This window comes from uncultured Planococcus sp. (assembly GCF_947501725.1).
In the GTDB taxonomy this organism is placed as follows: Bacteria; Bacillota; Bacilli; order Bacillales_A; family Planococcaceae; genus Planococcus; species Planococcus donghaensis_C.
Window position 1 is genome coordinate 40,961 of the sequence record NZ_CANMXD010000015.1, and the last position, 24,323, is coordinate 65,283.

Annotated in this window: 41 protein-coding genes; 40 read left to right on the forward strand and 1 reads right to left on the reverse strand. The window is 44.9% G+C overall.

All coding sequences use genetic code 11. The features are described 5' to 3' along the window. The 40 genes from leuD to Q0785_RS18630 all read left to right on the forward strand — a co-directional run bounded on the left by leuD (window position 1) and on the right by Q0785_RS18630 (window position 23,987). On the forward strand, window positions 1-591 hold the full coding sequence (gene leuD / locus Q0785_RS18435; RefSeq protein ID WP_298833546.1) for a 3-isopropylmalate dehydratase small subunit: 591 nt from the start codon (window positions 1-3) through the stop codon (window positions 589-591). 184 nt (window positions 592-775) lie between these two features. After that, window positions 776-2,098 (forward strand): Na+/H+ antiporter NhaC family protein, encoded by a 1,323-nt coding sequence (locus tag Q0785_RS18440; RefSeq protein ID WP_298833549.1) that lies wholly within the window; start codon window positions 776-778, stop codon window positions 2,096-2,098. A 254-nt stretch (window positions 2,099-2,352) separates the two neighbouring features. Continuing rightward, on the forward strand, window positions 2,353-2,661 hold the full coding sequence (rpsJ, locus tag Q0785_RS18445; protein WP_006828927.1) for a 30S ribosomal protein S10: 309 nt from the start codon (window positions 2,353-2,355) through the stop codon (window positions 2,659-2,661). 49 nt (window positions 2,662-2,710) lie between these two features. Beyond that, window positions 2,711-3,340, forward strand: coding sequence for a 50S ribosomal protein L3 (gene rplC / locus Q0785_RS18450; protein WP_223643185.1), 630 nt, complete (start codon window positions 2,711-2,713; stop codon window positions 3,338-3,340). A gap of 28 nt (window positions 3,341-3,368) precedes the next feature. After that, window positions 3,369-3,992 (forward strand): 50S ribosomal protein L4, encoded by a 624-nt coding sequence (gene rplD, locus Q0785_RS18455; RefSeq protein WP_223643187.1) that lies wholly within the window; start codon window positions 3,369-3,371, stop codon window positions 3,990-3,992. Further along, window positions 3,992-4,276 carry a 50S ribosomal protein L23 gene (gene rplW, locus Q0785_RS18460; RefSeq protein WP_006828930.1) on the forward strand — a complete coding sequence of 95 codons (285 nt, stop codon included), beginning with the start codon at window positions 3,992-3,994 and terminating at the stop codon, window positions 4,274-4,276. The genes rplD and rplW overlap by 1 nt, the downstream gene beginning before the upstream one ends. A gap of 45 nt (window positions 4,277-4,321) precedes the next feature. Then, on the forward strand, window positions 4,322-5,152 hold the full coding sequence (gene rplB / locus Q0785_RS18465) for a 50S ribosomal protein L2 (RefSeq protein WP_142830547.1): 831 nt from the start codon (window positions 4,322-4,324) through the stop codon (window positions 5,150-5,152). Window positions 5,153-5,212: 60 nt separating this feature from the next. Beyond that, on the forward strand, window positions 5,213-5,491 hold the full coding sequence (gene rpsS, locus Q0785_RS18470) for a 30S ribosomal protein S19 (protein WP_006828932.1): 279 nt from the start codon (window positions 5,213-5,215) through the stop codon (window positions 5,489-5,491). A 19-nt stretch (window positions 5,492-5,510) separates the two neighbouring features. Beyond that, the gene (gene rplV / locus Q0785_RS18475) at window positions 5,511-5,852 is read left to right on the forward strand and encodes a 50S ribosomal protein L22 (RefSeq protein WP_223643189.1); all 342 of its coding nucleotides are present in this window, start codon (window positions 5,511-5,513) and stop codon (window positions 5,850-5,852) included. A gap of 3 nt (window positions 5,853-5,855) precedes the next feature. Beyond that, window positions 5,856-6,512, forward strand: a complete 657-nt coding sequence (gene rpsC, locus Q0785_RS18480) for a 30S ribosomal protein S3 (RefSeq protein ID WP_006828934.1) — start codon at window positions 5,856-5,858, stop codon at window positions 6,510-6,512. A gap of 1 nt (window position 6,513) precedes the next feature. Then, window positions 6,514-6,948 (forward strand): 50S ribosomal protein L16, encoded by a 435-nt coding sequence (gene rplP, locus Q0785_RS18485; RefSeq protein ID WP_223643191.1) that lies wholly within the window; start codon window positions 6,514-6,516, stop codon window positions 6,946-6,948. Then, window positions 6,938-7,138: a 50S ribosomal protein L29 gene (rpmC, locus tag Q0785_RS18490; RefSeq protein ID WP_006828936.1), complete on the forward strand. Its 201-nt coding sequence runs from the start codon at window positions 6,938-6,940 to the stop codon at window positions 7,136-7,138. The genes rplP and rpmC overlap by 11 nt, the downstream gene beginning before the upstream one ends. A 24-nt stretch (window positions 7,139-7,162) precedes the next feature. After that, on the forward strand, window positions 7,163-7,426 hold the full coding sequence (rpsQ, locus tag Q0785_RS18495; RefSeq protein WP_008432511.1) for a 30S ribosomal protein S17: 264 nt from the start codon (window positions 7,163-7,165) through the stop codon (window positions 7,424-7,426). 47 nt (window positions 7,427-7,473) lie between these two features. Continuing rightward, window positions 7,474-7,842 carry a 50S ribosomal protein L14 gene (gene rplN, locus Q0785_RS18500; protein ID WP_006828938.1) on the forward strand — a complete coding sequence of 123 codons (369 nt, stop codon included), beginning with the start codon at window positions 7,474-7,476 and terminating at the stop codon, window positions 7,840-7,842. Between the two features lie 35 nt (window positions 7,843-7,877). Continuing rightward, window positions 7,878-8,189, forward strand: a complete 312-nt coding sequence (rplX, locus tag Q0785_RS18505) for a 50S ribosomal protein L24 (protein WP_058386721.1) — start codon at window positions 7,878-7,880, stop codon at window positions 8,187-8,189. A 27-nt stretch (window positions 8,190-8,216) separates the two neighbouring features. Beyond that, on the forward strand, window positions 8,217-8,756 hold the full coding sequence (rplE, locus tag Q0785_RS18510) for a 50S ribosomal protein L5 (protein ID WP_223643193.1): 540 nt from the start codon (window positions 8,217-8,219) through the stop codon (window positions 8,754-8,756). A 19-nt stretch (window positions 8,757-8,775) separates the two neighbouring features. Next, a complete protein-coding gene (gene rpsN / locus Q0785_RS18515) occupies window positions 8,776-8,961 on the forward strand; it encodes a 30S ribosomal protein S14 (protein ID WP_006828941.1) in 186 nt (61 codons plus the stop codon). A gap of 29 nt (window positions 8,962-8,990) precedes the next feature. After that, window positions 8,991-9,389, forward strand: coding sequence for a 30S ribosomal protein S8 (gene rpsH / locus Q0785_RS18520; RefSeq protein WP_006828942.1), 399 nt, complete (start codon window positions 8,991-8,993; stop codon window positions 9,387-9,389). 30 nt (window positions 9,390-9,419) lie between these two features. Further along, window positions 9,420-9,959 carry a 50S ribosomal protein L6 gene (rplF, locus tag Q0785_RS18525; protein WP_223643195.1) on the forward strand — a complete coding sequence of 180 codons (540 nt, stop codon included), beginning with the start codon at window positions 9,420-9,422 and terminating at the stop codon, window positions 9,957-9,959. A 33-nt stretch (window positions 9,960-9,992) separates the two neighbouring features. Further along, window positions 9,993-10,355, forward strand: coding sequence for a 50S ribosomal protein L18 (gene rplR, locus Q0785_RS18530; protein WP_191716883.1), 363 nt, complete (start codon window positions 9,993-9,995; stop codon window positions 10,353-10,355). Window positions 10,356-10,375: 20 nt separating this feature from the next. Continuing rightward, window positions 10,376-10,876, forward strand: a complete 501-nt coding sequence (gene rpsE / locus Q0785_RS18535; RefSeq protein WP_223643197.1) for a 30S ribosomal protein S5 — start codon at window positions 10,376-10,378, stop codon at window positions 10,874-10,876. A 14-nt stretch (window positions 10,877-10,890) separates the two neighbouring features. After that, window positions 10,891-11,073, forward strand: coding sequence for a 50S ribosomal protein L30 (gene rpmD, locus Q0785_RS18540; RefSeq protein ID WP_223643199.1), 183 nt, complete (start codon window positions 10,891-10,893; stop codon window positions 11,071-11,073). A gap of 33 nt (window positions 11,074-11,106) precedes the next feature. Continuing rightward, window positions 11,107-11,547 (forward strand): 50S ribosomal protein L15, encoded by a 441-nt coding sequence (rplO, locus tag Q0785_RS18545; protein ID WP_008432523.1) that lies wholly within the window; start codon window positions 11,107-11,109, stop codon window positions 11,545-11,547. After that, complete coding sequence (gene secY, locus Q0785_RS18550) at window positions 11,547-12,842, forward strand: preprotein translocase subunit SecY (protein ID WP_223643201.1); 1,296 nt, start codon at window positions 11,547-11,549, stop codon at window positions 12,840-12,842. Before rplO ends, secY begins: the two co-directional genes overlap by 1 nt. Before the next feature lie 62 nt (window positions 12,843-12,904). Then, window positions 12,905-13,558 (forward strand): adenylate kinase, encoded by a 654-nt coding sequence (locus Q0785_RS18555; RefSeq protein WP_142830565.1) that lies wholly within the window; start codon window positions 12,905-12,907, stop codon window positions 13,556-13,558. Window positions 13,559-13,957: 399 nt separating this feature from the next. Further along, window positions 13,958-14,176: a translation initiation factor IF-1 gene (gene infA / locus Q0785_RS18560; protein ID WP_006828950.1), complete on the forward strand. Its 219-nt coding sequence runs from the start codon at window positions 13,958-13,960 to the stop codon at window positions 14,174-14,176. Window positions 14,177-14,212: 36 nt separating this feature from the next. Beyond that, window positions 14,213-14,326, forward strand: a complete 114-nt coding sequence (gene rpmJ / locus Q0785_RS18565) for a 50S ribosomal protein L36 (RefSeq protein WP_006828951.1) — start codon at window positions 14,213-14,215, stop codon at window positions 14,324-14,326. A gap of 24 nt (window positions 14,327-14,350) precedes the next feature. Next, complete coding sequence (rpsM, locus tag Q0785_RS18570) at window positions 14,351-14,716, forward strand: 30S ribosomal protein S13 (RefSeq protein WP_006828952.1); 366 nt, start codon at window positions 14,351-14,353, stop codon at window positions 14,714-14,716. 25 nt (window positions 14,717-14,741) lie between these two features. Beyond that, the gene (gene rpsK / locus Q0785_RS18575; protein WP_006828953.1) at window positions 14,742-15,131 is read left to right on the forward strand and encodes a 30S ribosomal protein S11; all 390 of its coding nucleotides are present in this window, start codon (window positions 14,742-14,744) and stop codon (window positions 15,129-15,131) included. A gap of 131 nt (window positions 15,132-15,262) precedes the next feature. Beyond that, on the forward strand, window positions 15,263-16,207 hold the full coding sequence (locus tag Q0785_RS18580) for a DNA-directed RNA polymerase subunit alpha (RefSeq protein WP_146559466.1): 945 nt from the start codon (window positions 15,263-15,265) through the stop codon (window positions 16,205-16,207). Between the two features lie 46 nt (window positions 16,208-16,253). After that, the gene (rplQ, locus tag Q0785_RS18585; protein ID WP_223643205.1) at window positions 16,254-16,628 is read left to right on the forward strand and encodes a 50S ribosomal protein L17; all 375 of its coding nucleotides are present in this window, start codon (window positions 16,254-16,256) and stop codon (window positions 16,626-16,628) included. Window positions 16,629-17,025: 397 nt separating this feature from the next. After that, entirely contained in the window at window positions 17,026-17,874 is an 849-nt protein-coding gene (locus Q0785_RS18590; protein ID WP_298833682.1) for an energy-coupling factor ABC transporter ATP-binding protein, read from the forward strand. Continuing rightward, window positions 17,850-18,722 (forward strand): energy-coupling factor ABC transporter ATP-binding protein, encoded by an 873-nt coding sequence (locus tag Q0785_RS18595; RefSeq protein ID WP_298833684.1) that lies wholly within the window; start codon window positions 17,850-17,852, stop codon window positions 18,720-18,722. Before Q0785_RS18590 ends, Q0785_RS18595 begins: the two co-directional genes overlap by 25 nt. Then, entirely contained in the window at window positions 18,719-19,516 is a 798-nt protein-coding gene (locus Q0785_RS18600; protein ID WP_298833687.1) for an energy-coupling factor transporter transmembrane protein EcfT, read from the forward strand. Before Q0785_RS18595 ends, Q0785_RS18600 begins: the two co-directional genes overlap by 4 nt. A gap of 11 nt (window positions 19,517-19,527) precedes the next feature. After that, complete coding sequence (gene truA, locus Q0785_RS18605; protein ID WP_298833690.1) at window positions 19,528-20,271, forward strand: tRNA pseudouridine(38-40) synthase TruA; 744 nt, start codon at window positions 19,528-19,530, stop codon at window positions 20,269-20,271. Window positions 20,272-20,464: 193 nt separating this feature from the next. Then, window positions 20,465-20,902 (forward strand): 50S ribosomal protein L13, encoded by a 438-nt coding sequence (rplM, locus tag Q0785_RS18610; RefSeq protein WP_142830577.1) that lies wholly within the window; start codon window positions 20,465-20,467, stop codon window positions 20,900-20,902. Between the two features lie 30 nt (window positions 20,903-20,932). Further along, window positions 20,933-21,325, forward strand: a complete 393-nt coding sequence (rpsI, locus tag Q0785_RS18615; RefSeq protein ID WP_058386707.1) for a 30S ribosomal protein S9 — start codon at window positions 20,933-20,935, stop codon at window positions 21,323-21,325. A 110-nt stretch (window positions 21,326-21,435) separates the two neighbouring features. Further along, window positions 21,436-21,870 (forward strand): VOC family protein, encoded by a 435-nt coding sequence (locus Q0785_RS18620; RefSeq protein ID WP_298833731.1) that lies wholly within the window; start codon window positions 21,436-21,438, stop codon window positions 21,868-21,870. Window positions 21,871-22,045: 175 nt separating this feature from the next. Next, on the forward strand, window positions 22,046-23,110 hold the full coding sequence (locus Q0785_RS18625) for a P-loop NTPase (protein ID WP_223643217.1): 1,065 nt from the start codon (window positions 22,046-22,048) through the stop codon (window positions 23,108-23,110). A 193-nt stretch (window positions 23,111-23,303) separates the two neighbouring features. After that, on the forward strand, window positions 23,304-23,987 hold the full coding sequence (locus Q0785_RS18630; RefSeq protein WP_298833738.1) for a KinB-signaling pathway activation protein: 684 nt from the start codon (window positions 23,304-23,306) through the stop codon (window positions 23,985-23,987). Between the two features lie 151 nt (window positions 23,988-24,138). Here Q0785_RS18630 and Q0785_RS18635 read toward each other — a convergent pair. Next, window positions 24,139-24,323 (reverse strand): hypothetical protein (locus tag Q0785_RS18635; RefSeq protein ID WP_298833741.1); only part of this gene is annotated, 185 nt, incomplete at its 5' end.

Genomic DNA, 24,323 nt, shown 5'->3' on the forward strand with positions numbered 1-24,323 from the left:
ATGAAACCGATCAATAAAATTTCAAGTGTCCTAACGCCACTTGAACGTAAAAACGTAGATACTGACCAAATCATTTCAAAAGAGTTTCTAAAACGTATTGAACGAACAGGATTCGGCAAATATCTATTCTATCATTGGCGCTTTCATGCCGATGGTACACCGATAGAAGAATTTGTTTTGAACGATCCTCGATTCGACGGCTCCGAGATTCTGGTCGCACAAGAAAATTTCGGCTGCGGTTCTTCTCGTGAACATGCCCCGTGGGCGATTTTGGATTACGGATTCCGCGTAGTCATCGCTCCCAGTTATGCAGACATCTTCTATAACAACTGCGTGAAAAATGGCATCTTGCCGATTCGTTTAAAAGATGAGGAAGTCAATGCCTTGATTGATAAGGGGCAGCGCGAGGAATTCAAATTGGAAATCAATTTGGAGGACCAGACTGTCAACAGCCAGGACGGCATACGCTATGAATTTGATATCGATCCATACTGGAAGGAAATGCTGTTGAAGGGCTGGGACGAAATTGCCTTGACGTTCCAGTACGATGCCTATATTGCAGCCTATGAGGAAAAACAGCGGCAGGCTTAATGTTTAATATGTCTGAACAGCTTGTTTATCATGAGGAGACCCTTTACCTAACCGTGAAGGGTCTTTACTTTTGGACTTTTTTGTATTTAAAAGATTCATCAATCCGTTGTTGACAAGCAATTCGTGTTTTGTTAATTTAAAGTGTGTACTTTAACGCTTTAGCAAACTAAAGGAGAGTTTACTTATGAATGCAGTTGTTGTCGCTGTCTTAGTCATGCTCGTATTGAGCTTATTGCGCGTGAACGTCGTCTTCGCTTTACTGATCGGCGCACTTGCAGGTGGGCTGAGCGGTGGATTATCATTTATGGATACATTAACATCATTTACAGACGGTTTAGGTGCGGGCGCGACGATTGCGCTCAGCTATGCCATGCTCGGTGGATTTGCCGTAGCGATTTCACGTACCGGCATACCGGAGCTGCTTGTGTCAGGCGTCCTGAAGCTGGTCAATAAAGACGGAGAGGCGACGCGGGAGAATTTGGCGAAAGCTCTCATCATCATTGCGCTATTGGCAATGGCTATCTTCTCGCAAAACCTGATTCCGATCCATATCGCTTTTATTCCTTTACTGGTTCCACCGATTTTGCACATTCTAAATGAATTGCGGATCGACCGACGCTTGATCGCTGCGGTCTTGACGTTCGGTTTAACGGCGCCTTATATTTTATTGCCGTATGGTTTCGGGCTGATTTTCCATGAGATCGTCTTTACTCAAATGGAACTGGCCGGCCTAACAATTGATATGGCTGACATTCCAAAAGCGATGGCCATTCCGGTCGCGGGCCTGTTAGTGGGATTGATCATCGCGGTGTTCATTTCTTACCGCAAGCCGAGGGATTACCATAAAACATCCTCTACTATAGAAGGAACTCTGAAAAAGACCGCTTCGACCAAAGATGTTCTGGTGACGATTGTCGCATTGATCGCTGCACTAGTTGCACAGATCCAGACAGATTCGATGATCATTGGTGCACTTGCAGGAATTCTTGTGCTTTATGTCTTCGGTGCAATGAAATGGCGGGAAGCTGACGATGTCTTGACAGAAGGCATGCGCATGATGGCGTTCATCGGCTTTGTCATGATTACAGCGAACGGCTTTGCGTCAGTCATACAGGCGACAGGAGCCATAGAGCCGCTCGTTGAAAGTGTATCTGACCTATTTGCCGGCAATAAAGGCATTGCAGCTCTAGCCATGCTTATCGTCGGTCTTTTCGTAACGATGGGCATCGGTTCATCGTTCGCAACGATTCCGATCATTGCTGCGATTTTCGTGCCGCTCAGTCTGGAGTTCGAATTTTCGACTATGGCGATCATCGCATTGATCGGTACGGCAGGAGCATTGGGTGATGCAGGGTCGCCGGCGTCCGATTCGACATTGGGGCCGACTGCCGGACTGAACGTCGACGGACAGCACAATCACATTTGGGATACGTGCGTTCCGACCTTCCTTCATTACAATATCCCATTGGTGATTTTCGGCTGGGCAGCCGTGATGTTGCTTGGATAAGCTCGAAATGTTCGGACTATTATCGTCTGACTTGATGTTCTAATAAATCCTGTTATAATAAAAAAAGCGAATAAGAAAGAATTTCGTGGAAGTACTTGCGGAATTCTTTTTTCTTTTGTATAATGGTGAATGTTGGTCTTTGACTGCGATGAAGCGAGAGGTTACCGATACACCCGGCCGCTTTGCCATGGCGAGTGATTGGAAAATTTTCGTGGAGAATGTCTATCAAAAATAGGCGAAAAGGAGGGAAAATAATGGCAAAACAAAAAATTCGTATCCGTTTAAAAGCATATGATCACAGAATTCTTGATCAGTCTGCCGAGAAAATTGTAGAAACCGCTAAACGTTCAGGTGCAAGCGTATCGGGTCCGATACCGTTGCCGACTGAAAGATCGGTCTACACAATCTTACGTGCTGTCCATAAGTACAAAGATGCTCGTGAGCAGTTTGAAATGCGTACACACAAACGTCTAATCGATATCGTTAACCCGACACCACAAACTGTCGATGCGTTGATGAAACTTGATTTACCGTCAGGCGTTGACATTGAAATTAAACTTTAATCGGTAAACGAAATAGAAAAACATAAATAACCACAGGAGGTGTGACAACATGACCAAAGGAATCTTAGGTAGAAAAATCGGTATGACGCAAGTTTTTGCTGAGAACGGTGATTTAATCCCTGTAACTGTTATTGAAGCTGCTCCAAACGTAGTACTTCAAAAGAAGACAGTAGAGGTTGACGGCTACGAAGCAATCCAATTAGGTTTTGAAGACAAGCGCGAAAAGCTTTCAAACAAACCTTCTAAAGGACACGTAGCAAAAGCGAACACTGCTCCTAAGCGCTTCATTCGCGAACTTCGCAATGTAAACTTAGCTGATTACGAGATTGGTCAAGAAGTCAAAGTAGATGTATTCGCAGAAGGCGATGTAGTAGATGTCACAGGAACAACAAAAGGTAAAGGTTTCCAAGGTGTTATTAAACGCCACGGACAATCTCGCGGACCAATGTCTCACGGTTCACGTTACCACCGTCGTCCTGGTTCAATGGGTCCGGTTGCTCCTAACCGCGTATTCAAACAGAAGAAATTACCTGGTCAAATGGGTGGCACGACAATTACGATTCAAAACCTTTCCATCGTGAAAGTTGATCTTGAACGTAACCTGCTTCTTATTAAAGGTAATGTTCCTGGTTCTCGCAAAGCATTGATCCGTGTTAAAACGGCAATTAAAGCGAACTAATAATTTTTAGAGAAAGGAGGAAACAAGAATGCCTAAAGTAGCTTTATTAAATCAAACAGGTTCACAAGTGGGCGACATCGAATTGAACGACTATATCTTCGGTATCGAGCCAAATGAATCAGTGTTATTTGACGCAGTAGTGTCTCAACGCGCTTCACTTCGTCAAGGTAACCATAAAGTAAAAAACCGTTCTGAAGTAGCTGGTGGTGGTAAAAAGCCATGGCGTCAAAAAGGAACTGGACGTGCTCGTCAAGGGTCGATCCGTTCACCACAATGGCGCGGAGGCGGTATCGTATTCGGTCCAACTCCACGTAGCTATAGCTACAAACTTCCTAAGAAAGTCCGTCGTTTAGCTCTACGTTCTGCACTTTCATCTGCAGTAATCGGAGAAAACCTGATGGTACTTGAAGGATTGACATTTGATGCACCGAAAACAAAAGCTTTCAACCAGTTGATCCAAGATCTTTCAATTGGCAAAAAAGCATTGTTCGTAACTGCTGACCTTGATGAGAACGTTGCAAAATCTGCACGTAACCTTCACGGAATGACAGTAGTAGCAGCAGATGGCATTAACGTTTTAGACTTGCTTGGACATGACAAGATTGTCATGACAAAAGCAGCGATTGAGAAAATTGAGGAGGTGCTTAGTTAATGGAAGCACGTGATGTAATAAAACGTCCGGTCATTACTGAGCAATCATCTGAAGTAATGGCAGAGAAAAAGTACACTTTTGAAGTGGACACTCGCGCAAATAAAACCCAAGTTAAACAAGCCGTACAGGAGATCTTTGGCGTGAAAGTTGAGAAAGTCAACATCATGAACTACAAAGGCAAATTCAAGCGTATGGGCAAACATGCAGGATACACGAACAAACGCCGTAAAGCGATTGTTAAATTGACTGCTGAATCTAAAGACATCGAGCTATTCGAAATTTAATTTCCATAAGTTCTTAAAGAACTATTAAAGAAGGAGGGAAACAACGTGGGCATAAGAAAATATAAACCTACCACTAACGGTCGTCGTAACATGACGAGTTCAGATTTCGCTGAAATCACAACGAACAAACCTGAAAAATCGCTTTTACGACCTGTAAAGCGCAAGGGCGGCCGTAATAACCAAGGTAAAATAACTGTACGCCATCACGGTGGTGGACATAAACGCCAATACCGTGTTATCGATTTCAAACGTAACAAAGATGGCATTCCAGGACGCGTTGCTACAATCGAGTACGATCCAAACCGTTCTGCAAACATCGCTTTGATTCACTACGCTGATGGTGAGAAACGTTACATCCTCGCTCCTAAAGGAGTTGAAGTTGGAACTCAACTTATGTCAGGTATTGAAGCAGATATCAAGGCAGGTAACGCTTTGCCGTTGTCAAACATCCCAATGGGTTCTACAATCCATAACATCGAATTGAAGCCAGGCGGCGGCGGACAACTAGTTCGTTCTGCAGGAACTTCAGCTCAGGTATTGGGTAAAGAAGGAAAATACGTAACAGTTCGTTTGCAATCAGGCGAAGTTCGCATGATTCTTGCTACTTGCCGCGCTACTATCGGTGCAGTAGGAAATGAGCAACACGAATTGATCAACATTGGTAAAGCAGGACGTAATCGCTGGAAGGGCAATCGCCCAACAGTCCGCGGATCTGTAATGAACCCTAACGATCACCCACACGGTGGTGGTGAAGGACGCTCGCCAATCGGACGTAAATCACCAATGTCTCCTTGGGGCAAACCTACTCTTGGATACAAGACACGTAAGAAAACGAACAAGTCAGATAAATTTATCGTGCGTCGTCGTAAAAAATAATTTGATTCCGCTACGGTTCGTTGAAAGAACCGTGGTGCAATCACGAAGGGAGGATCCCACATGGGCCGCAGCTTGAAAAAAGGACCTTTTGTTGATGATCATCTTATGAAAAAAGTTGAAGCACAAAAGGATTCTGAGAAAAAACAAGTGATCAAAACTTGGTCTCGCCGTTCTACAATTTTCCCGACATTCATCGGACAAACAATCGCAGTATACGATGGTCGTAAACACATCCCTGTATATGTGACTGAAGATATGGTGGGCCATAAACTAGGCGAATTCGCACCAACACGCAAATACGCTAGCCATGGTGCAGACGATAAGAAAACAAGACGTTAATTGAGAGGAGGATTTCCCTATGCAAGCAAAAGCTGTCGCTAGAACAGTACGTATTGCTCCTCGTAAAGTCCGTTTAGTTGTAGATTTAATTCGAGGCAAGCAAATTGGCGAAGCTGTTGCGATTTTGAACCACACTCCGAAAGCAGCATCTATTGTTGTTGAGAAGTTATTGAAATCTGCAGCTGCTAACGCTGAACACAACTACGAAATGGACCTGAATGACTTGATCATCAGCGAAGTATTCGTTGACGAAGGACCAACACTTAAACGTTTCCGTCCACGTGCAATGGGACGCGCAAGCGCAATTAATAAACGCACAAGCCACATCACACTAGTGGTATCTGACCAGAAGGAGGGGTAATTCGTGGGACAAAAAATACATCCAATTGGGATGCGTATCGGAATCATTCGTGATTGGGAATCTAAATGGTACGCTGAGAAAGATTATGCGACGCTTCTTCACGAAGATATTAAAATCCGTGAATATGTTGAAGCACGTTTGAAAGAAGCTTCAGTTTCTAAAATCGAAATTGAACGCGCTGCAAACCGTGTCAACGTAACTATTCACACCGCGAAACCAGGTATGGTAATCGGTAAAGGTGGATCTGAAGTAGAAGTACTTCGCAAACAGCTTAACTCTATGACTGGCAAGCGTGTACACATCAACATCATTGAAATCAAAAGAGCTGACCTTGATGCAAGATTGGTTGCTGAAAGTGTTGCGCGTCAATTGGAAAACCGAGTATCTTTCCGTCGTGCACAAAAACAAGCGATCCAACGCACTATGCGTTCTGGCGCTAAAGGAATCAAAACTCAAGTATCTGGACGTCTAGGCGGCGCTGACATTGCGCGTGCTGAACACTACAGTGAAGGTACTGTTCCGCTCCATACGCTCCGCGCTGATATCGATTATGCGCATGCTGAAGCAGACACAACATATGGTAAGCTTGGCGTAAAAGTATGGATCTACCGCGGTGAAGTCCTTCCAACTAAGAAGAAATCTGAGGAAGGAGGCAAATAATATGTTATTGCCAAAACGCGTTAAATATCGTAGAGAGCACCGAGGCAAGATGCGCGGCGAAGCTAAAGGCGGTAAAGAAATCGCATTCGGCGAATTTGGTCTCCAAGCACTAGAATCATCTTGGATCACTAACCGTCAAATCGAAGCAGCACGTATTTCCATGACTCGTTACATGAAACGTGGCGGTAAAGTCTGGATTAAAATATTCCCGCATAAACCATATACGAAAAAGCCTCTAGAGGTTCGTATGGGATCTGGTAAAGGTTCACCTGAAGGCTGGGTAGCCGTTGTCAAAACTGGTAAAATCATGTTCGAACTTGGTGGAGTATCTGAAGAAGTGGCACGCGAAGCATTACGCCTTGCATCTCACAAACTTCCAATCAAAACGAAGTTCGTAAAACGCGAAGAAATTGGTGGTGAATCGAATGAAAGCTAATGAAATCCGTGACCTAACCACTGCTGAGATTGAACAAAAAGTGAAATCACTGAAAGAAGAGCTTTTCAACCTTCGCTTCCAATTGGCTACTGGTCAATTAGAAAATACTGCTCGCATCCGCGAAGTACGTAAAGCGATTGCCCGTATGAAAACTGTGATTCACGAAAGAGTACTCAGTGGCAATAACTGATAAATCGAGAGGAGGTTTGCAAGTATGACTGAGCGTAACCAACGCAAAGTATACACAGGCCGTGTTGTGTCTGACAAAATGGACAAAACCGTTACAGTAATGGTTGAAACTCAAAAGAAGCATGCATTCTATGGCAAACGTGTAAAATACTCTAAGAAATATAAAGCTCATGATGAGCTAAACGAAGCGAAAATGGGCGACGTAGTTCGCATCATGGAAACTCGTCCGTTATCAGCTACAAAACGTTTCCGCGTATTGGAAATTGTAGAAAAAGCGGTTATCATTTAATTTAAATAATTTCGGAACCTAAGAAATTCCGGAGGGAGGTTACCTAAGTGATCCAACAGGAAAGTCGTTTAAAAGTTGCAGACAACTCGGGTGCTCGTGAAGTACTAACGATTAAAGTACTTGGTGGTTCTGGTCGCAAGACTGCAAACATCGGAGACGTAATCGTTTGTACCGTGAAAAAAGCAACACCAGGTGGCGTTGTTAAGAAGGGTGAAGTCGTTAAGGCTGTCATCGTTCGCACGAAAAGCGGAGCTCGCCGTAAAGACGGTACTTATATCAAATTTGATGAAAACGCATGTGTCATTATCCGTGACGACAAAGGTCCACGCGGAACTCGTATTTTCGGACCTGTTGCCCGCGAACTTCGCGATAACAGCTTCATGAAAATCGTATCACTTGCTCCTGAAGTTCTTTAATAAATCAATGTGCCATACCAAGGAGGTGCGACAGAATGCATGTTAAAAAAGGCGATACAGTTAAGGTAATCTCAGGCAAAGACAAAGGCAAAACAGGCGTTGTTTTGACTGCTTTACCTAAGAAAGACCGTGTGCTTGTTGAAGGTGTCAACATCATCAAAAAGCATACAAAACCGAACCAGGCAAATCCGCAAGGTGGAATTGTCAGCCAAGAAGCAGCAATTCACGTTTCTAACGTAATGTTACTTGACCCTAAATCCGGCGAACCGACTCGTGTTGGATACAAGGTTGAAGATGGTAAAAAAGTTCGTGTTGCAAAAAAATCCGGCGAAAAATTAGATAAATAAAATTCCTGAATGAAGGGAGGTACACACATGAACCGCCTAAAAGAAAAATATGTCAATGAAATCACTCCTGCTCTAGTGAGCAAGTTTGAATATAAATCGGTAATGCAGGCACCTGAAGTAAACAAAATCGTCATCAACATGGGTGTAGGCGAAGCTGTTCAAAACACGAAGTCACTTGACTCCGCGGTTGAAGAACTACAAACAATTACTGGCCAAAAGCCAATCATCACTAAAGCTAAGAAATCTATCGCTGGCTTCCGTCTACGTGAAGGTATGCCAATCGGATGTAAAGTTACACTACGCGGAGAGCGTATGTACGACTTCCTGGATAAATTGATTGCTATCTCACTTCCACGTGTTCGTGACTTCCGTGGCGTATCGAACAAATCGTTCGACGGACGCGGTAACTACACACTTGGCGTGAAAGAACAATTGATCTTCCCTGAAATCGACTATGATAAAGTTAACAAAGTACGCGGTATGGACATCGTAATTGTAACAACTGCGAACTCTGATGAAGAAGCTCGTGAGTTATTAACACAATTCGGAATGCCGTTCCAAAAGTAAACGTGAGGGAGGCGTAAACGTGGCTAAAAAATCTATGATCGCAAAACAAAAACGCACGCCAAAGTTTAAAGTACAAGAGTACACACGCTGTGAACGATGCGGACGTCCGCATTCAGTATTACGCAAATTTAAACTTTGCCGTATTTGTTTCCGTGAACTTGCATATGTGGGACAAATTCCTGGCGTCAAAAAAGCCAGCTGGTAATCCCCTAATTTGGGAAGGAGGTAAAAGTAATGACAATGACAGATCCGATTGCAGATATGCTGACACGCATTCGTAACGCAAACATGGTTCGTCACGAGAAATTAGAGCTTCCGGCTTCTAATGTGAAAAAAGACATCGCTGAAATCCTTAAGCGTGAAGGTTTCGTTCGTGACGTAGAATATGTTGAAGATGATAAACAAGGCATGATCCGGATTTTCCTTAAATACGGAGCTAACAACGAACGCGTTATTACTGGATTGAAACGTATTTCAAAACCAGGACTACGTGTTTACGCTAAAACTAACGAGGTGCCACGTGTACTAAACGGTCTTGGAATCGCTTTAGTCTCAACATCACAAGGTTTGGTAACTGATAAAGAAGCCCGCGCGAAACAAATCGGCGGAGAAATCATAGCATACGTTTGGTAACAAGCAACAAACGAATGGAGGTGCAACAGAATGTCACGTGTAGGTAAAAAACCAATCGAGGTTCCTGCTAACGTTACCGTTACTCTTGGAGACAAGAACACCGTAACTGTTAAAGGACCTAAAGGCGAGTTGACTCGCGTATTTAACAAAGATATTACAATCGCACAAGAAGAAAACGTGCTAACATTGACACGTCCTTCAGATTCTAAAGATCACCGCACTAACCACGGTACGTCTCGTGCTTTGCTTGCGAACATGGTCACTGGAGTTTCAGAAGGATTCCAACGTTCACTTGAACTAGTTGGTGTTGGTTACCGTGCTCAATTGCAAGGACAGAAATTGGTACTTAACGTAGGTTACTCTCACCCGGTTGAATTCACACCGGAAGATGGCGTAACAGTTGAAGTTCCAGCTAACACTAAAGTCATTGTTAAAGGCATCGATAAAGAACGCGTTGGAGCTCTTGCTTCAAATATCCGCCAAGTACGTCCACCAGAGCCATATAAAGGCAAAGGTATTCGTTACGAAGGGGAAGTAGTTCGCCGCAAAGAAGGTAAAACAGGTAAATAATGCTGCTTAGGCAGGCTGAAAGGAGTGACCTCAGTGATTACGAAACTCGATAAAAACGCATCTCGTAAAAAACGTCATGCACGTGTACGTTCTAAAATTACGGGTACAGCACAACGCCCGCGTTTGAACGTATTCCGTTCGAATAAATACATCTACGCTCAATTGATCGACGATATGAATGGCGTTACACTTGCAAGTGCATCATCTATGGAGAAGGATTTCTCAGTAGAATCAACTGGCAACGTGGAAGCTGCAGCTAAAGTCGGCGAAACAATCGCAAAACGCGCTACTGAAAACGGCTTGAAATCGGTTGTTTTTGACCGCGGTGGTTATTTATATCATGGACGCGTAAAAGCATTAGCAGAAGCTGCACGTGAAAATGGTTTAGAATTCTAAAAAAAGGAGGGACACATTTCATGAGTCGTATTGATTCAAACAAACTTGAACTTGAAGAACGCGTAGTTACAATCAATCGCGTAGCTAAAGTTGTAAAAGGTGGACGTCGTTTCCGTTTCTCCGCATTAGTTGTTGTAGGCGACAGAAATGGTAATGTTGGTTTTGGTACTGGTAAAGCTCAAGAAGTTCCAGATGCTATCCGCAAAGCCATTGAAGATGCGAAGAAAAACCTTATTGAAGTACCAATGGTTAAAGGTACTACTCCACACTTAGTAATCGGTCGTTTTGGCGCAGGCCAAATTCTTATCAAACCTGCTTCTCCAGGTACTGGTGTAATTGCTGGCGGACCTGTTCGTGCGGTACTTGAATTGGCTGGGGTACAGGATATTCTATCTAAATCTCTAGGTTCAAGCACACCAATCAACATGGTACGTGCAACTATTAACGGTTTAACTCAATTGAAGAGTGCCGAAGAAGTCGCAAAACTTCGCGGTAAATCAGTTGCAGAACTGTTAGGATAAGGAGGGAAAATCACATGGCAACTAAATTGGAAATTACCCTCACAAAATCTGTGATCGGTTCTAAACCGACACAACGTAAAACTGTTCAGTCTTTGGGATTGCGCAAAATGCATCAAACAGTTGAGCACCAAGACAATGCAGCCGTTCGCGGTATGCTTGATAAAGTCGCTCACTTAGTAACTATCAAAGAAATTTAATTACGGATTTCTATAGAAGGAGGTGCCAACCAAATGAAACTTCATGAATTAAAACCGGCAGAAGGTTCACGCAGCTCAAGAAAGCGTATCGGACGCGGTATCGGTTCAGGTACTGGTAAAACAGCAGGTAAAGGTCATAAAGGTCAAAACGCACGTTCAGGCGGCGGTGTTCGTCCTGGATTCGAAGGTGGTCAAAACCCTTTGTTCCGTCGTTTGCCTAAACGTGGATTTACCAACATCAACCGCAAAGATTATGCAGTAGTGAACGTGGAAGTGCTTAACCGTTTCGACGAAGGCACAGAAGTAACACCTGCATTGTTGATTGAAACAGGTGTTGTGAGCAATGAACGTTCTGGAATCAAAATTCTGGGCAATGGTAGCCTAGAAAAGAAATTGACAGTAAAAGCTCACAAATTCTCTGGATCAGCTAAAGAAGCGATTGAAGCTGCCGGCGGACAAACCGAGGTGGTTTAATGTTTCAGACAATCTCTAATTTTATGCGCGTGACTGATATTCGAAATAAAATATTCTTTACATTACTGATGCTCATCATTTTCCGTATTGGAACTTTTGTTCCAGTACCGAATGTTGACGCTTCGGTTTTGCAAGCTACTGACCAGATGGGTCTGGTTGGATTCTTAAATACTTTCGGTGGAGGTGCCCTTGCTAACTTTTCGATTTTAGCGATGGGAATTATGCCATACATTACAGCATCAATCATTGTGCAATTATTGCAGATGGATGTTGTACCGAAATTTGCAGAGTGGGCGAAACAAGGTGAAGTCGGAAGACGGAAACTTGCTCAATTCACTCGCTATTTCACAATCGTTCTTGCCTTTATTCAAGCAATCGGTATGTCTTATGGATTTAACCAAATGTACGGCGGTTCTTTAATTCAGAATGACACGATTTCAACTTATGTTGTCATCGCTATTGTATTGACTGCGGGTACGGCATTTCTACTGTGGCTTGGTGAGCAGATTACGGCAAAAGGTGTGGGGAACGGTATTTCGATTATCATCTTCGCAGGGATTGTCGCTGCAGTACCAGGTGCTGTCAACCAATTATATGCACAGCAGATCCAAGGAGCTGGAGATCAGCTGCCGATCAATATTGCCATTATGGCATTGCTTGCTTTAGCTGTTGTTGCCATTACAGTTTTGGTCATTTACGTTCAACAAGCGTTGCGTAAAATACCGATTCAGTATGCGAAGCGAGTTGCTGGCCGTGGCCAGACGACAAGCGGGCAGCAAACACACTTACCTTTGAAAGTGAACGCGGCCGGAGTTATCCCGGTAATCTTTGCAGTAGCGTTTATCATAACGCCGCAAACTATTGCTTCTTTCTTTGGTGCCAACGCGTTTACAGAAGCGATTCAGAATACGTTCGATTATACGCGCCCTGTCGGCATGATCATTTATGTCGCTTTGATCGTAGCATTCACGTACTTCTACGCATTTATTCAGGTTAATCCTGAGAACGTGTCGGATAACCTGAAAAAGCAAGGTGCATATATTCCGGGAATCCGTCCGGGTAAAAATACACAGGATTATTTAACAAGCGTGTTATACCGATTGACATTCGTTGGTGCCATTTTCCTTGCAGTCATTGCCATTCTTCCGATTTTCTTCATCAACATTGCGAATTTACCGCAATCGGCGCAAATCGGCGGAACAAGTCTTCTGATTGTTGTTGGGGTAGCACTTGAAACGATGAAGCAGTTGGAATCTCAGCTTGTAAAACGTCATTATAAAGGCTTTATGAAATAATCAGTAGGATTTAAAAGGGGCGTGAAAGCGTCTCTTATCCAATTGTCTGAGGGGGAAAACGTATGAATATCGTATTAATGGGTCTACCGGGTGCCGGAAAAGGTACTCAAGCAGACGAAATTGTTAAGAAGTACGACATCCCTCATATTTCTACAGGTGATATGTTTCGAGCTGCTATTAAAGGTGGAACGGAACTGGGCTTGAAAGCAAAATCATTCATGGATCAAGGTGCTCTAGTGCCTGATGAAGTGACAATCGGCATTGTCCGGGAACGATTAAGCGAAAAGGACTGTGAAGAAGGCTTCTTATTAGATGGCTTTCCACGTACGGTTCCTCAAGCTGAAGCGTTGGAATCTCTTTTGGCCGATCTTGATAAGCGAATCGAGCATGTCGTAAATATCCAAGTTGAACAAGACGAACTAATTGCACGTTTAACAGGCCGATGGATCTGTAAAGTTTGTGGAACTGCTTACCATACTGTGTTTAACCCGCCGGCAACAGCTGGTGTGTGCGACAAAGATGGTGGAGAACTCTACCAGCGTGAAGATGATAAGCCTGAAACCGTCACTAAACGTTTAGAAGTAAATATGCAACAAACACAGCCGCTTCTTGATTTCTATGAAAGCAAGAACGTGCTGCAAAATATAGATGGACAGCAGGACATTCAAAAAGTATTTGCTGACATTGATGCTCTTCTAAAGGGCGACCGAGGCTAATCCCCGGCGCCGGGCGCAGTTAGTTGCCTCCATGTGGCTTTAAGGGGCACCGGAGATATGAATTTTCGAGAGCTGCAAAAGCAAACAAGGCTCAGGATATGAAAGTTGATGCAAAATGCGCTTTAGTGCAATTGAGCATTGAAACGAGTATAATGGGTTTCGTGGAAGCATCTGTGTAACGGGTTTGGAACTCATCCAAAGCAGTCCGGGCAGTCGAGGATACATGAGACAGACTGGCTTTGCCGGATTAACCCCGGCCCGCATATCTGCGGGACTCGGAGAATGTCTTTCGAATGTCACTCATGCATTTCTTGTGAATGAATGTACTACTACTATTCAATCAGCAAATACTGTTTGAAGATGAGAACCTGATTTGTATACAGAAGGGAGACTGGGTCGATGGCGAAAGACGATGTAATTGAAATCGAAGGAACTGTCGTTGAGACTTTGCCTAACGCGATGTTTAAAGTGGAATTGGAAAACGGCCATACGATTCTTGCGCACGTATCAGGCAAGATTCGCATGCATTTCATCCGCATTCTGCCAGGAGATAAAGTGACAGTGGAACTTTCTCCTTATGATTTAACACGCGGTCGTATCACATACCGTTTTAAATAATCTTTTGCACTCCGGACTATAAGGAGGTTGGGTTAGATGAAAGTGAGACCATCTGTAAAACCGATCTGTGAAAAATGTAAAGTTATTCGCAGAAACGGTAAAGTAATGGTAATCTGTGAAAATCCGAAACACAAACAAAGACAAGGCTAATTTTGAAGGAGGTGCATCGCACACATGGCACGTATTGCTGGTGTTGACATTCCGCGCGACAAACGCGTTGTTATTTCATTAACATACATTTTCGGTGTTGGTAAAACAACTGCACAGAAAGTTCTTTCTGCTGCTGGTATCTCTGAAGAGACACGCGTTCGTGATCTTACAGAAGACGAGTTGAACAATATCCGTGAACAATTAGATCAATACAAAATCGAAGGTGACCTTCGCCGTGAAGTTTCAATGAACATCAAACGCTTGATGGAAATTGCTAGCTTCCGAGGAATCCGTCATCGTCGTGGACTACCTGTCCGCGGTCAAAATACGAAGAACAATGCGCGTACGCGTAAAGGTCCTCGTAAAACTGTAGCTAACAAGAAAAAATAATCAGTAAAGGAGGTTTCTTCTTAACATGGCACGTAAACAACAAACTCGTAAGCGTCGTGTGAAAAAGAATATCGAATCTGGTATTGCTCACATCCGCTCAACATTCAATAACACAATCGTTACTATCACTGATATGCAGGGTAACGCTGTTTCATGGTCAAGTGCAGGAGCTCTAGGATTTAGAGGTTCACGTAAATCTACTCCTTTCGCTGCGCAAATGGCTGCTGAAACTGCTGCTAAAACATCAATCGAGCACGGTCTTAAAACTCTAGAAGTTACAGTTAAAGGTCCTGGTTCAGGTCGTGAAGCTGCTATCCGTGCGCTTCAAGCTGCTGGACTAGAAGTTACAGCTATCAAAGATGTAACTCCAGTTCCTCATAACGGTTGCCGTCCGCCAAAACGCCGTCGCGTATAATCGTTAATCTGAATAGGATTTTTGAACATCACGACTTACTGGATGGGTTCTGAATCGTAGCGAAAGTCTGTGACTATCGAATTCTTTGATGAAGCGAAAAAAAACCGACGTTTTGAAGGAGGGTAAAATGAATGCTCGAAATAGAAAAACCAAAGATTGAAACGGTTGAGATCGACAGCAATTCCAAGTTTGGAAAATTTGTTGTTGAACCTCTTGAGCGTGGATATGGAACCACTTTAGGAAACTCCTTACGTCGAATCTTACTTTCATCTTTACCTGGCGCAGCTGTTACTTCAATTCAAATTGATGGCGTTCTGCACGAATTCTCCACTGTCGAAGGTGTTGAAGAAGATGTAGCTACCATTATTTTGAATATCAAGAAGCTGGCTTTGAAAATTTACTCTGACGAAGAAAAAGTCATTGAAATTGATGTAAAAGGTGATGGAACGGTTACGGCTGCAGATATCACGCACGACAGTGACGTGGAAATTCTGAATCCGGATCTATATATTGCAACAATCGCTAAAAATGGCCACCTACGTATGCGCATGTATGCGAACAGAGGCCGTGGATATGCTCGTGCAGATCAGAACAAACGTGAAGATCTTCCGATCGGCGTTATCCCGATTGACTCTATTTACACTCCAGTTTCACGCGTTAATTTCCAAGTGGAAAACACTCGTGTGGGTCAACTGGCTCATTTCGATAAATTATCTCTTGATGTATGGACAGATGGCAGCATTGGTCCAAAAGAGGCAATTGCGCTTGGCGCAAAGATTTTTACTGAGCATTTAAATATCTTCGTGGGATTAACAGATGAGGCACAAACGGCTGAAATCATGGTTGAAAAAGAAGAAGACCAAAAAGAAAAAGTATTAGAGATGACTATCGAAGAACTTGATCTTTCGGTTCGATCTTACAACTGCTTAAAACGTGCGGGTATCAACACGGTACACGAACTGGCAAGCAAGTCGGAAGACGACATGATGAAAGTACGCAACCTCGGACGCAAATCACTTGAAGAAGTTAAAGTGAAGTTGGAAGATTTAGGCCTTGGGCTTCGTAAAGAAGACTGAGAGTTAAGATCGGATCCGAACTATTCAACAAAGGAGGGAAACTTCAATGAGAAAGCTTCAACGTACAAGTTCTCAACGTAAAGCACTATTACGTGACCTTACAACAGACTTAATCGTACATGAACGCATTCAAACGACTGAAGCTCGTGCGAAAGAAGTGCGTTCGACTGTAGAAAAAATGATTACGCTTGGTAAACGTGGAGATATTCACGCTCGCCGTAAAGCAGCAGCATGGATGCGCCGTGAGTTGGTAACAACTGCAGACGCTGAAGGCAACGAAACAACAACTTTTGCTTTGCAGAAATTGTTTGATGATGTTGCACCACGTTACGCTGACCGTCAAGGCGGTTACACACGCATTATGAAAATGGGGCCTCGTCGCGGAGATGGCGCACCTATCGTTATTATCGAATTGGTTTAATTTGAATCAATAGATTCAAATTAAAGCCTCCGGCGGATGTCACGGATTTTGAAAGGAATTAATTGCGCTAACGCAATTCAAAATCCGGACGCAATTATGCCGAGGCATAATTGATTTACTTGAAGGGGGTCAACAGCCCTCTTCTTTTAGCATTATGATTTATACGACAATATGAAAAGCTGAGTGTTATGATGAGCGAGCCGAAAGGCGGCGTCTCGTCTAGCTCTACGCACCTCATTCAACCCTGGCTTAAGCAACCGGGGAAGCCATAGAGACAGAAAAGCGCATTTCTCTGAATGAGGTGCGCGCTTTTTTTATTTATTTACGTTTTACAAACGCTGTTGAAAACCAGTAGAGTAGAGATGAGCCAAGCAAGTGTTTGAGGAGGTCAGCTGAGATGAATTCGATTATATTGTCATTCGAAGATGTGACATTTACATATACGCAAGAAGACGAGTCGGTAAGACCCGCTGTAGAAGATTTATCCTTCTCGATTGAGGATGGAGAATGGATTGCCTTGGTGGGCCACAACGGTTCAGGAAAATCAACCATCGCCAAATTGATGAACGGTTTGTTGTTTCCGCAGGCAGGGAAAGTATTTGCCATGGGAAAATTGATGGCTGAAGAAAGCCTTTGGGACATCCGTTCGCAGATGGGTATGGTCTTTCAAAATCCGGACAACCAGTTTGTGGGAGCGACGGTCCAGGACGATGTCGCTTTTGCATTGGAAAATAACGGGGTTCCGCATGAAGAAATGGTATCGCGTGTCAAAGAAGCTTTGCATCAGGTGAAGATGGAAGCGTATTTTGATCACGAACCCCACCATTTGTCAGGAGGCCAGAAACAGCGCGTGGCCATCGCCGGTGCCCTTGCTTTGCGTCCGCGCCTACTGATATTGGATGAGGCGACTTCCATGCTCGATCCCCAAGGACGCATGGAAGTCATCGAAACCATTCGTGAGTTGCGGGAAGCAACAGGCCTGACAGTCATATCGATTACACACGATTTGGAAGAAGCCGCAATGGCTGATCGTATTCTTGTAATGAATGCGGGGCATAAACAATTGGAAGGCACGCCGGAAGCTGTTTTTCTGTCGGGCAATGAATTGACGACCCTGGGCTTAGATTTGCCATTTTCGATGCGGATGACGCATTTGCTCCGGGAAGCCGGAGTGGAGCTGCAGGGAGAACATATGACAGAAGACGAATTGGTGGATGAACTATGGACATTTTACTCCGGGAAGTAGGGTACAGCTACGCTAAAGATACGCCGTTTGAAAAGCGTGCGTTGACGAGTGTGTCGCTGCATATCCCTTCTGGTTCCTATACAGCAATCATTGGACATACCGGATCCGGCAAGTCGACGGTCCTTCAGCATCTGAACGCCTTGTTGAAGCCGACAGAAGGATCTGTTGTAATTGGCGAACGCAAAATCGAGGCGGGTGTGAAGGCCAAGAATCTGCGCGATGTCCGGCGCCAGGTCGGGATTGTCTTTCAATTTCCTGAACAGCAGCTTTTTGATGAGACGGTTTTGAAGGATATCATGTTCGGGCCTTTGAATTACGGAGTGCCGGAAGAAGAAGCGAGCCGCCGCGCACACGAGTTGGTTGAACAGCTTGGACTGCCTGCTGAGGTATTGACAAAGTCCCCGTTTGATTTGTCCGGTGGCCAAATGCGAAGGGTAGCGATTGCTGGTGTGCTGGCGATGGAGCCGGATGTGCTGGTGCTGGATGAACCGACGGCCGGACTTGATCCGCGCGGCCGCCGCGAAATTATGGACCTGTTCCATCAGCTGCATGTACAAAAAGGCCTGACGACCGTTCTGGTGACCCATAGCATGGAAGATGCGGCACGTTACGCTGACAGCGTAGCGATCATGCATAACGGACGCTGTGTGGTCACAGGGGAGCCTGAAGAGATCTTTTCGAATGAAGAGCAACTGCGGGATTACCGTTTGGAGCCGCCGCGGACGATTCGCCTGCAGCGGAAATTCGAAGACAAGGCGGGCATTAAACTCGATGCCATTTCATTGACGGAAGAAGCGCTGGCCAAAAATATCGCTCAGGCTTTGTCGGAAGGACGTGATTCCGAATGATGGAGAAAATGATTTTTGGCCGCTTTATTCCGGGTGACTCCATCATCCACCGAATGGATCCGCGAGCGAAGATTTTGTTTGTCTTTGTTTTTATCGCTATTGTCTTTATTGCCAATAGCGCAGTGACTTACGGTATTCTGCTCGGATTCACTTTATTGGTGGTGTTCCTGTCCAAAATACGGCTGTATTTCTTGATAAACGGATTGAAACCGGTCTTTATTCTATTGATTTTCACCTTTTTATTGCATATTTTCTTTACGCGGGAAGGTGATCTGCTGCTGGATATCGGCTTTATCGAGATTTATGAAGAGGGGCTGCGGCAAGGGATATTCATTTCCATACGTTTCCTGGTATTGGTGTTCATCACCAGTATCCTGACGTTGACGACTTCACCGATTTCCATCACGGATGGCATTGAAGTGCTGCTTGGCCCATTCAAACGGGTCAAACTGCCGGTTCATGAACTGGCCTTGATGATGTCCATTTCCCTGCGGTTTATCCCGACTTTGATGGACGAGACAGGCAAGATCCTCAAGGCACAGATGGCGAGAGGCTCGGACATCGGCTCAGGGCCGGTAAAAGAGCGTGTAAAAGCTGTTGTGCCCTTACTGATCCCCTTGTTCGTCAGCGCCTTTAAACGGGCAGAGGACCTGGCTACGGCGATGGAAGTCCGCGGCTACCGAGGAGGCGAAGGCAGAACACGCTACCGTCAATTGGATTGGCGCTTTGTGGACAGCTTGAGTTTGCTCGTGCTGGCCGGGCTTGCGGGAATGCTTTGGTATTTCCGGCTATAAGGAGAGAAATTATGAAACGATTAAAAGCGACAATTGCCTATGACGGTTCCGGATTTGCAGGCTATCAGGTGCAGCCGGACTCGCGTACGGTCCAACGCGAATTGATGAAAGTGCTGAAAACCATCCACAAAGGCAAAGTGACGCAAGTGGTGGCGAGCGGACGGACGGACGCCAAAGTCCATGCGACGGGACAGGTCATCCATTTTGACACGGAGTTCTCCATCCCGGTGAGCGGCTGGCTGAAGGCCCTGAATGTGCTGTTGCCGGAAGACATCCGGGTCAACTCGATCGAAGAGGTGGATGCATCTTTTCATGCGCGCTACCATACGACAGGCAAGACCTATCGTTATAAATGGGACCGCAGCCAGATCATCAGTCCGTTTACACGCAATTATCTGGTCCATGTCAAGCAGCCGCTTGATGTGGATGCGATGAGAGCGGCCGCACAGGCACTGATCGGCACGCATGATTTTTCCAGCTTTTGTGCGGCGAATACGGCAGTGGTGGATAAAGTGCGCACGATTTGGCGCGTCGATTTTGAAGAACACGGCAATGAGCTGCATATGGTCATCGAAGGGTCTGGTTTCCTCTATAATATGGTCCGCATTATTGCGGGGACGTTGACGGAAATCGGCATCGGCAAAAGAAAGGCTGAAGAACTTGGCCGAATCGTGGCTGCAGCGGAGCGGGACGCTGCTGGAAAAACAGCGGCGGCACACGGTCTTTACCTGGAAAGCGTGATGTACAGGAGTTGAAGCAACTTTTCCTGGTGTTTTTAGAAAAACCCTTGACTTTTTACCGCTTCCGTTATAACATGATGTATGGTATTTTCATTACCCCCACGATATGCCCCGGAAGGTTATTTGTGTTTAGGGATAACGAAAAAACGGAACAGCGGAACACTGTAAAAGAATTCAAAACAGACGATTTATTAGGAGGACAATATACATGCGTACAACATTCATGGCTAAAGGTCACGAAGTAGAGCGTAAATGGTTAGTTGTCGATGCAGAAGGGCAAACTCTTGGACGTTTAGCTTCTGAAGTCGCTTCAATCTTACGCGGGAAATACAAACCAACATTCACACCAAACGTTGACACTGGTGATCACGTGATCATCATCAACGCTGAAAAGATTCACCTTACAGGCAAAAAGCTTACAGACAAAATCTACTACCGCCACACACAATACAGCGGTGGATTGAAACAGCGTACTGCACTTGAAATGCGCACAAAATACCCAACTAAAATGCTTGAATTGGCTATCAAAGGGATGCTTCCAAAGAACTCTCTAGGACGCCAAATGTTCAGAAAGCTGCATGTCTATGCTGGCCCAGAACATAACCACCAAGCACAAACACCAGAAAACTACCAGCTTCGCGGATAATACATTAGTAAATTAGAGGAGGATACACCTTTGGCACAAGTTCAATATATTGGAACAGGTCGTCGTAAAAACTCAACAGCTCGCGTACGGTTAGTACCGGGTGACGGCACAATTACTATCAACAAACGTGACGTAGCGGACTACGTTCCTTACGAAACATTACAACAGATCATCAAACAGCCACTAGTTGCTACGGATACTCTAGGAAGCTACGACATCCTTGTAAACGTAAACGGCGGTGGATTCACAGGCCAAGCCGGAGCAATCCGTCACGGTATCGCACGTGCTCTACTTACTGTAGACCCTGCATTCCGTCCTGCGTTGAAATCTGCTGGGTTGTTAACACGTGACCCACGTATGAAAGAACGTAAGAAACCAGGTCTTAAATCAGCACGTCGTGCACCTCAGTTCTCAAAACGTTAATTTCGATTTTCGTTTACAAAACACTTTCCGAAGAAATTCGGAAGGTGTTTTTTTATGTTCAACTGGAGGAGCGAACAGGTAAGATAGAAAGAAATGGGAGGGATGCCGACATGAACCGGATCAATTTAATTTGCTTGGGCGTGAAAGACATGAAGACATCTGTACAGTTTTACAGAGATGGACTCGGCTTTGAAACAGCGGAAAAAGGGGACAATCCTGAAATTGTGTTTTTTAATTCTTCAGGGACGAAACTGGAACTCTATCCATTGGAGAAATTGGCGGAAGATATCGATGAGAAGAATCCGCCAAGAGGCAGCGGATTTTCGGGTATTACTTTAGCGTATAACGCAAAGTCGAAGGGAGAAGTGGATGGAGTGATGGCTCTTGCAAAATCTGCCGGAGCGAAAATCATCAAAGAACCGAAAGATGTTTTCTGGGGTGGCTATTCAGGGTATTTCACAGATCCTGACGGCTACTACTGGGAAGTGGCATGGGGTCCGGACTTTACGTATGATGAAAACGATATGCTGGAAATGGAGTCGTGAGTGTTAGTGTTGGCAACTCCGGCTGTGCGGCCGACGAAAAGCCGCTTAGCCGGATTTCTTATGTCTGTTGAAGCTGAGCGGCTTTGCCATCTTTCTTGTAAGGCCGAATAGATTTAAAATTGAGTTTGCTATGCTATACTTTATGGTGAGCAAAATTGATGGGGAGTGTATCGATATGTTAACTGAAGTACAAGTGCGCGAATTACTCGGAGCGTTAGAAGATCCGTTTTTACATAGATCGTTGACGGAAACAAACGGCATCACGTCCGTAACGATCAAAGAAGAGAAAAAACATGTCAGCGTGAAATTGGCGATCGCCAAAACCAACACACCTGAGCAAATGCAGCTTCAGATGAAAGTCGTCGATGTATTGAAAGAGGCAGGAGCAGGCTCTGTCGGCATCCGTTTTGAAGAGCTTCCGCCTGAAGCCTTGGCACAGTTCCGCGGAACAGCAAACGAATCAGAAGCGCAGGATCTTTTGTCTCCACTCAACAAAGTCGAATTCATTTCGATCGCCAGTGGTAAAGGCGGCGTCGGCAAATCAACGGTATCTGTCAATCTGGCAATCGCCTTGGCACGCCTTGGCAAAAAAGTCGGGTTGATCGATGCGGATATCTACGGATTCAGTGTGCCGGATATGATGGGCATCGACAAATCGCCGGTTGTCCGCGGCGAAACGATCATTCCGGTTGAACGGTTCGGCGTGAAAGTCATCTCTATGGGCTTTTTCGTAGAAGACAACATGCCGGTCGTATGGCGTGGCCCAATGCTCGGCAAAGTGCTCGACCAATTCTTCCGCGATGTTGAATGGGGAGATTTGGATTACCTTCTATTGGATCTGCCACCTGGCACAGGGGACGTTGCACTCGACATCCACCAGATGCTTCCGGCTTCCAAAGAAATCGTCATTACAACACCTCACCCGACGGCAGCATTCGTTGCAGCGCGTGCAGGAGCGATGGCACTTCAAACTGACCACGAAGTCCTGGGCGTCATCGAAAACATGTCGTGGTACGAAAGCAAAGAGACCGGCAAGAGAGAATACCTATTCGGACAAGGCGGCGGACCGAAGCTTGCAGAAGAATTGCAGACACCGCTTCTTGGGCAGATTCCAATGGGCCAGCCTGACTGGAACGAAGAGGACTTCGCTCCTTCTGTCTACCTGGAAGATCATCCGACAGGAAAAATCTATGAAGATATCGCGAAGCAAGTGCTTAAGCAATTCGCTGATAAAAAATAAAAGCTGCAGCAGCCCGGAAACCGTAATTGGTTTCCGGGCTTTTATTTTGGGCGATTTGCAATAGGATATGGCGATTCAGTAACAAAGCGCTGACTTTCAAGGTTTGTTCACAATCTATCCTGTGCGGTGAATGGATTTTTTTATAGCCGGTTGGTACAATCTTAAAAGAACTTTAAATAACGGAGGCATTCAATTGACAATAAGAAATTGGGTTAAGTTTTTTTTGAAAGCACTTTTACTTGGTGGAGCGGTAACCGGAGTGCTCGGTTTGTTCGTCCGCTGGGATGATGTATTTTCACAACCATTTAATGCGGGGCAGTGGGGTGAGTTTCTGGCTGGCTTTATCTGGCTGGTCATTATCGGCTTGACGATGAGCATCATCAGCCAGTTGTGTTTCTTCGCCTATCTGACGGTACATCAAATAGGGATGAATATTTTCCGCACATTGCGTCTATGGAACTGGGTTCAATTATTGATCATCGTGGTGGTCATTACAGATTTGATTTTATTCCGTTTTGCGCCGAACGCTCAAACGACAGAACAGGTTTGGTTATATGGGATACTCCTGGCCATCCTGATTGGTACAGCAGTGGTGACAGCTTACTTCAAAGCGAAGTGGACAAATAAGGAGACATTTATTTCTGCGCTGTTCTTCATGATTGTAATTACGACGGTAGAATGGCTGCCGGCCTTGATGGTGGAAGAAGGGAATATCGACAGTTGGGTCACGTTATTGCTGTTTCCATTCCTTGCAGTGAACGCCTACCAGCTGCTGGTATTGCCGAAATACAATGCGCAATCGGATGTTGACCGCCAGAAACTGGAAGAGCGGCGCGCGGCAAGAAAAGCGCAGGCACAGCCAGCTTCTAAAAAATAAACTCATTCATCCGTTGGTTTCATTGCAGCGGGTGGATGATTTTTTATTTCCTTGAGATACCGTGGAAGTATTGAGAAACACAGACGGCTCTAAGGCTGAAGAGCGTGAGAGTGGGTTTCGGGATGAGGAATACAGAAGGAAAAAACGGGTTTTATAAAAAACTTCCCTGAAAGTGTTGACAGGAATATAAACATGCTTTAATATAATAAAAGTCGCCAAGCAACAACGAACAACATAAACGAAACGGCGGCACACCAACTGAACCTTGAAAACTGAACAGCAAAACGTCAACAAACAGCAACGGCCGCGCAAAACGGCCCGCGCAAAACTTACTGA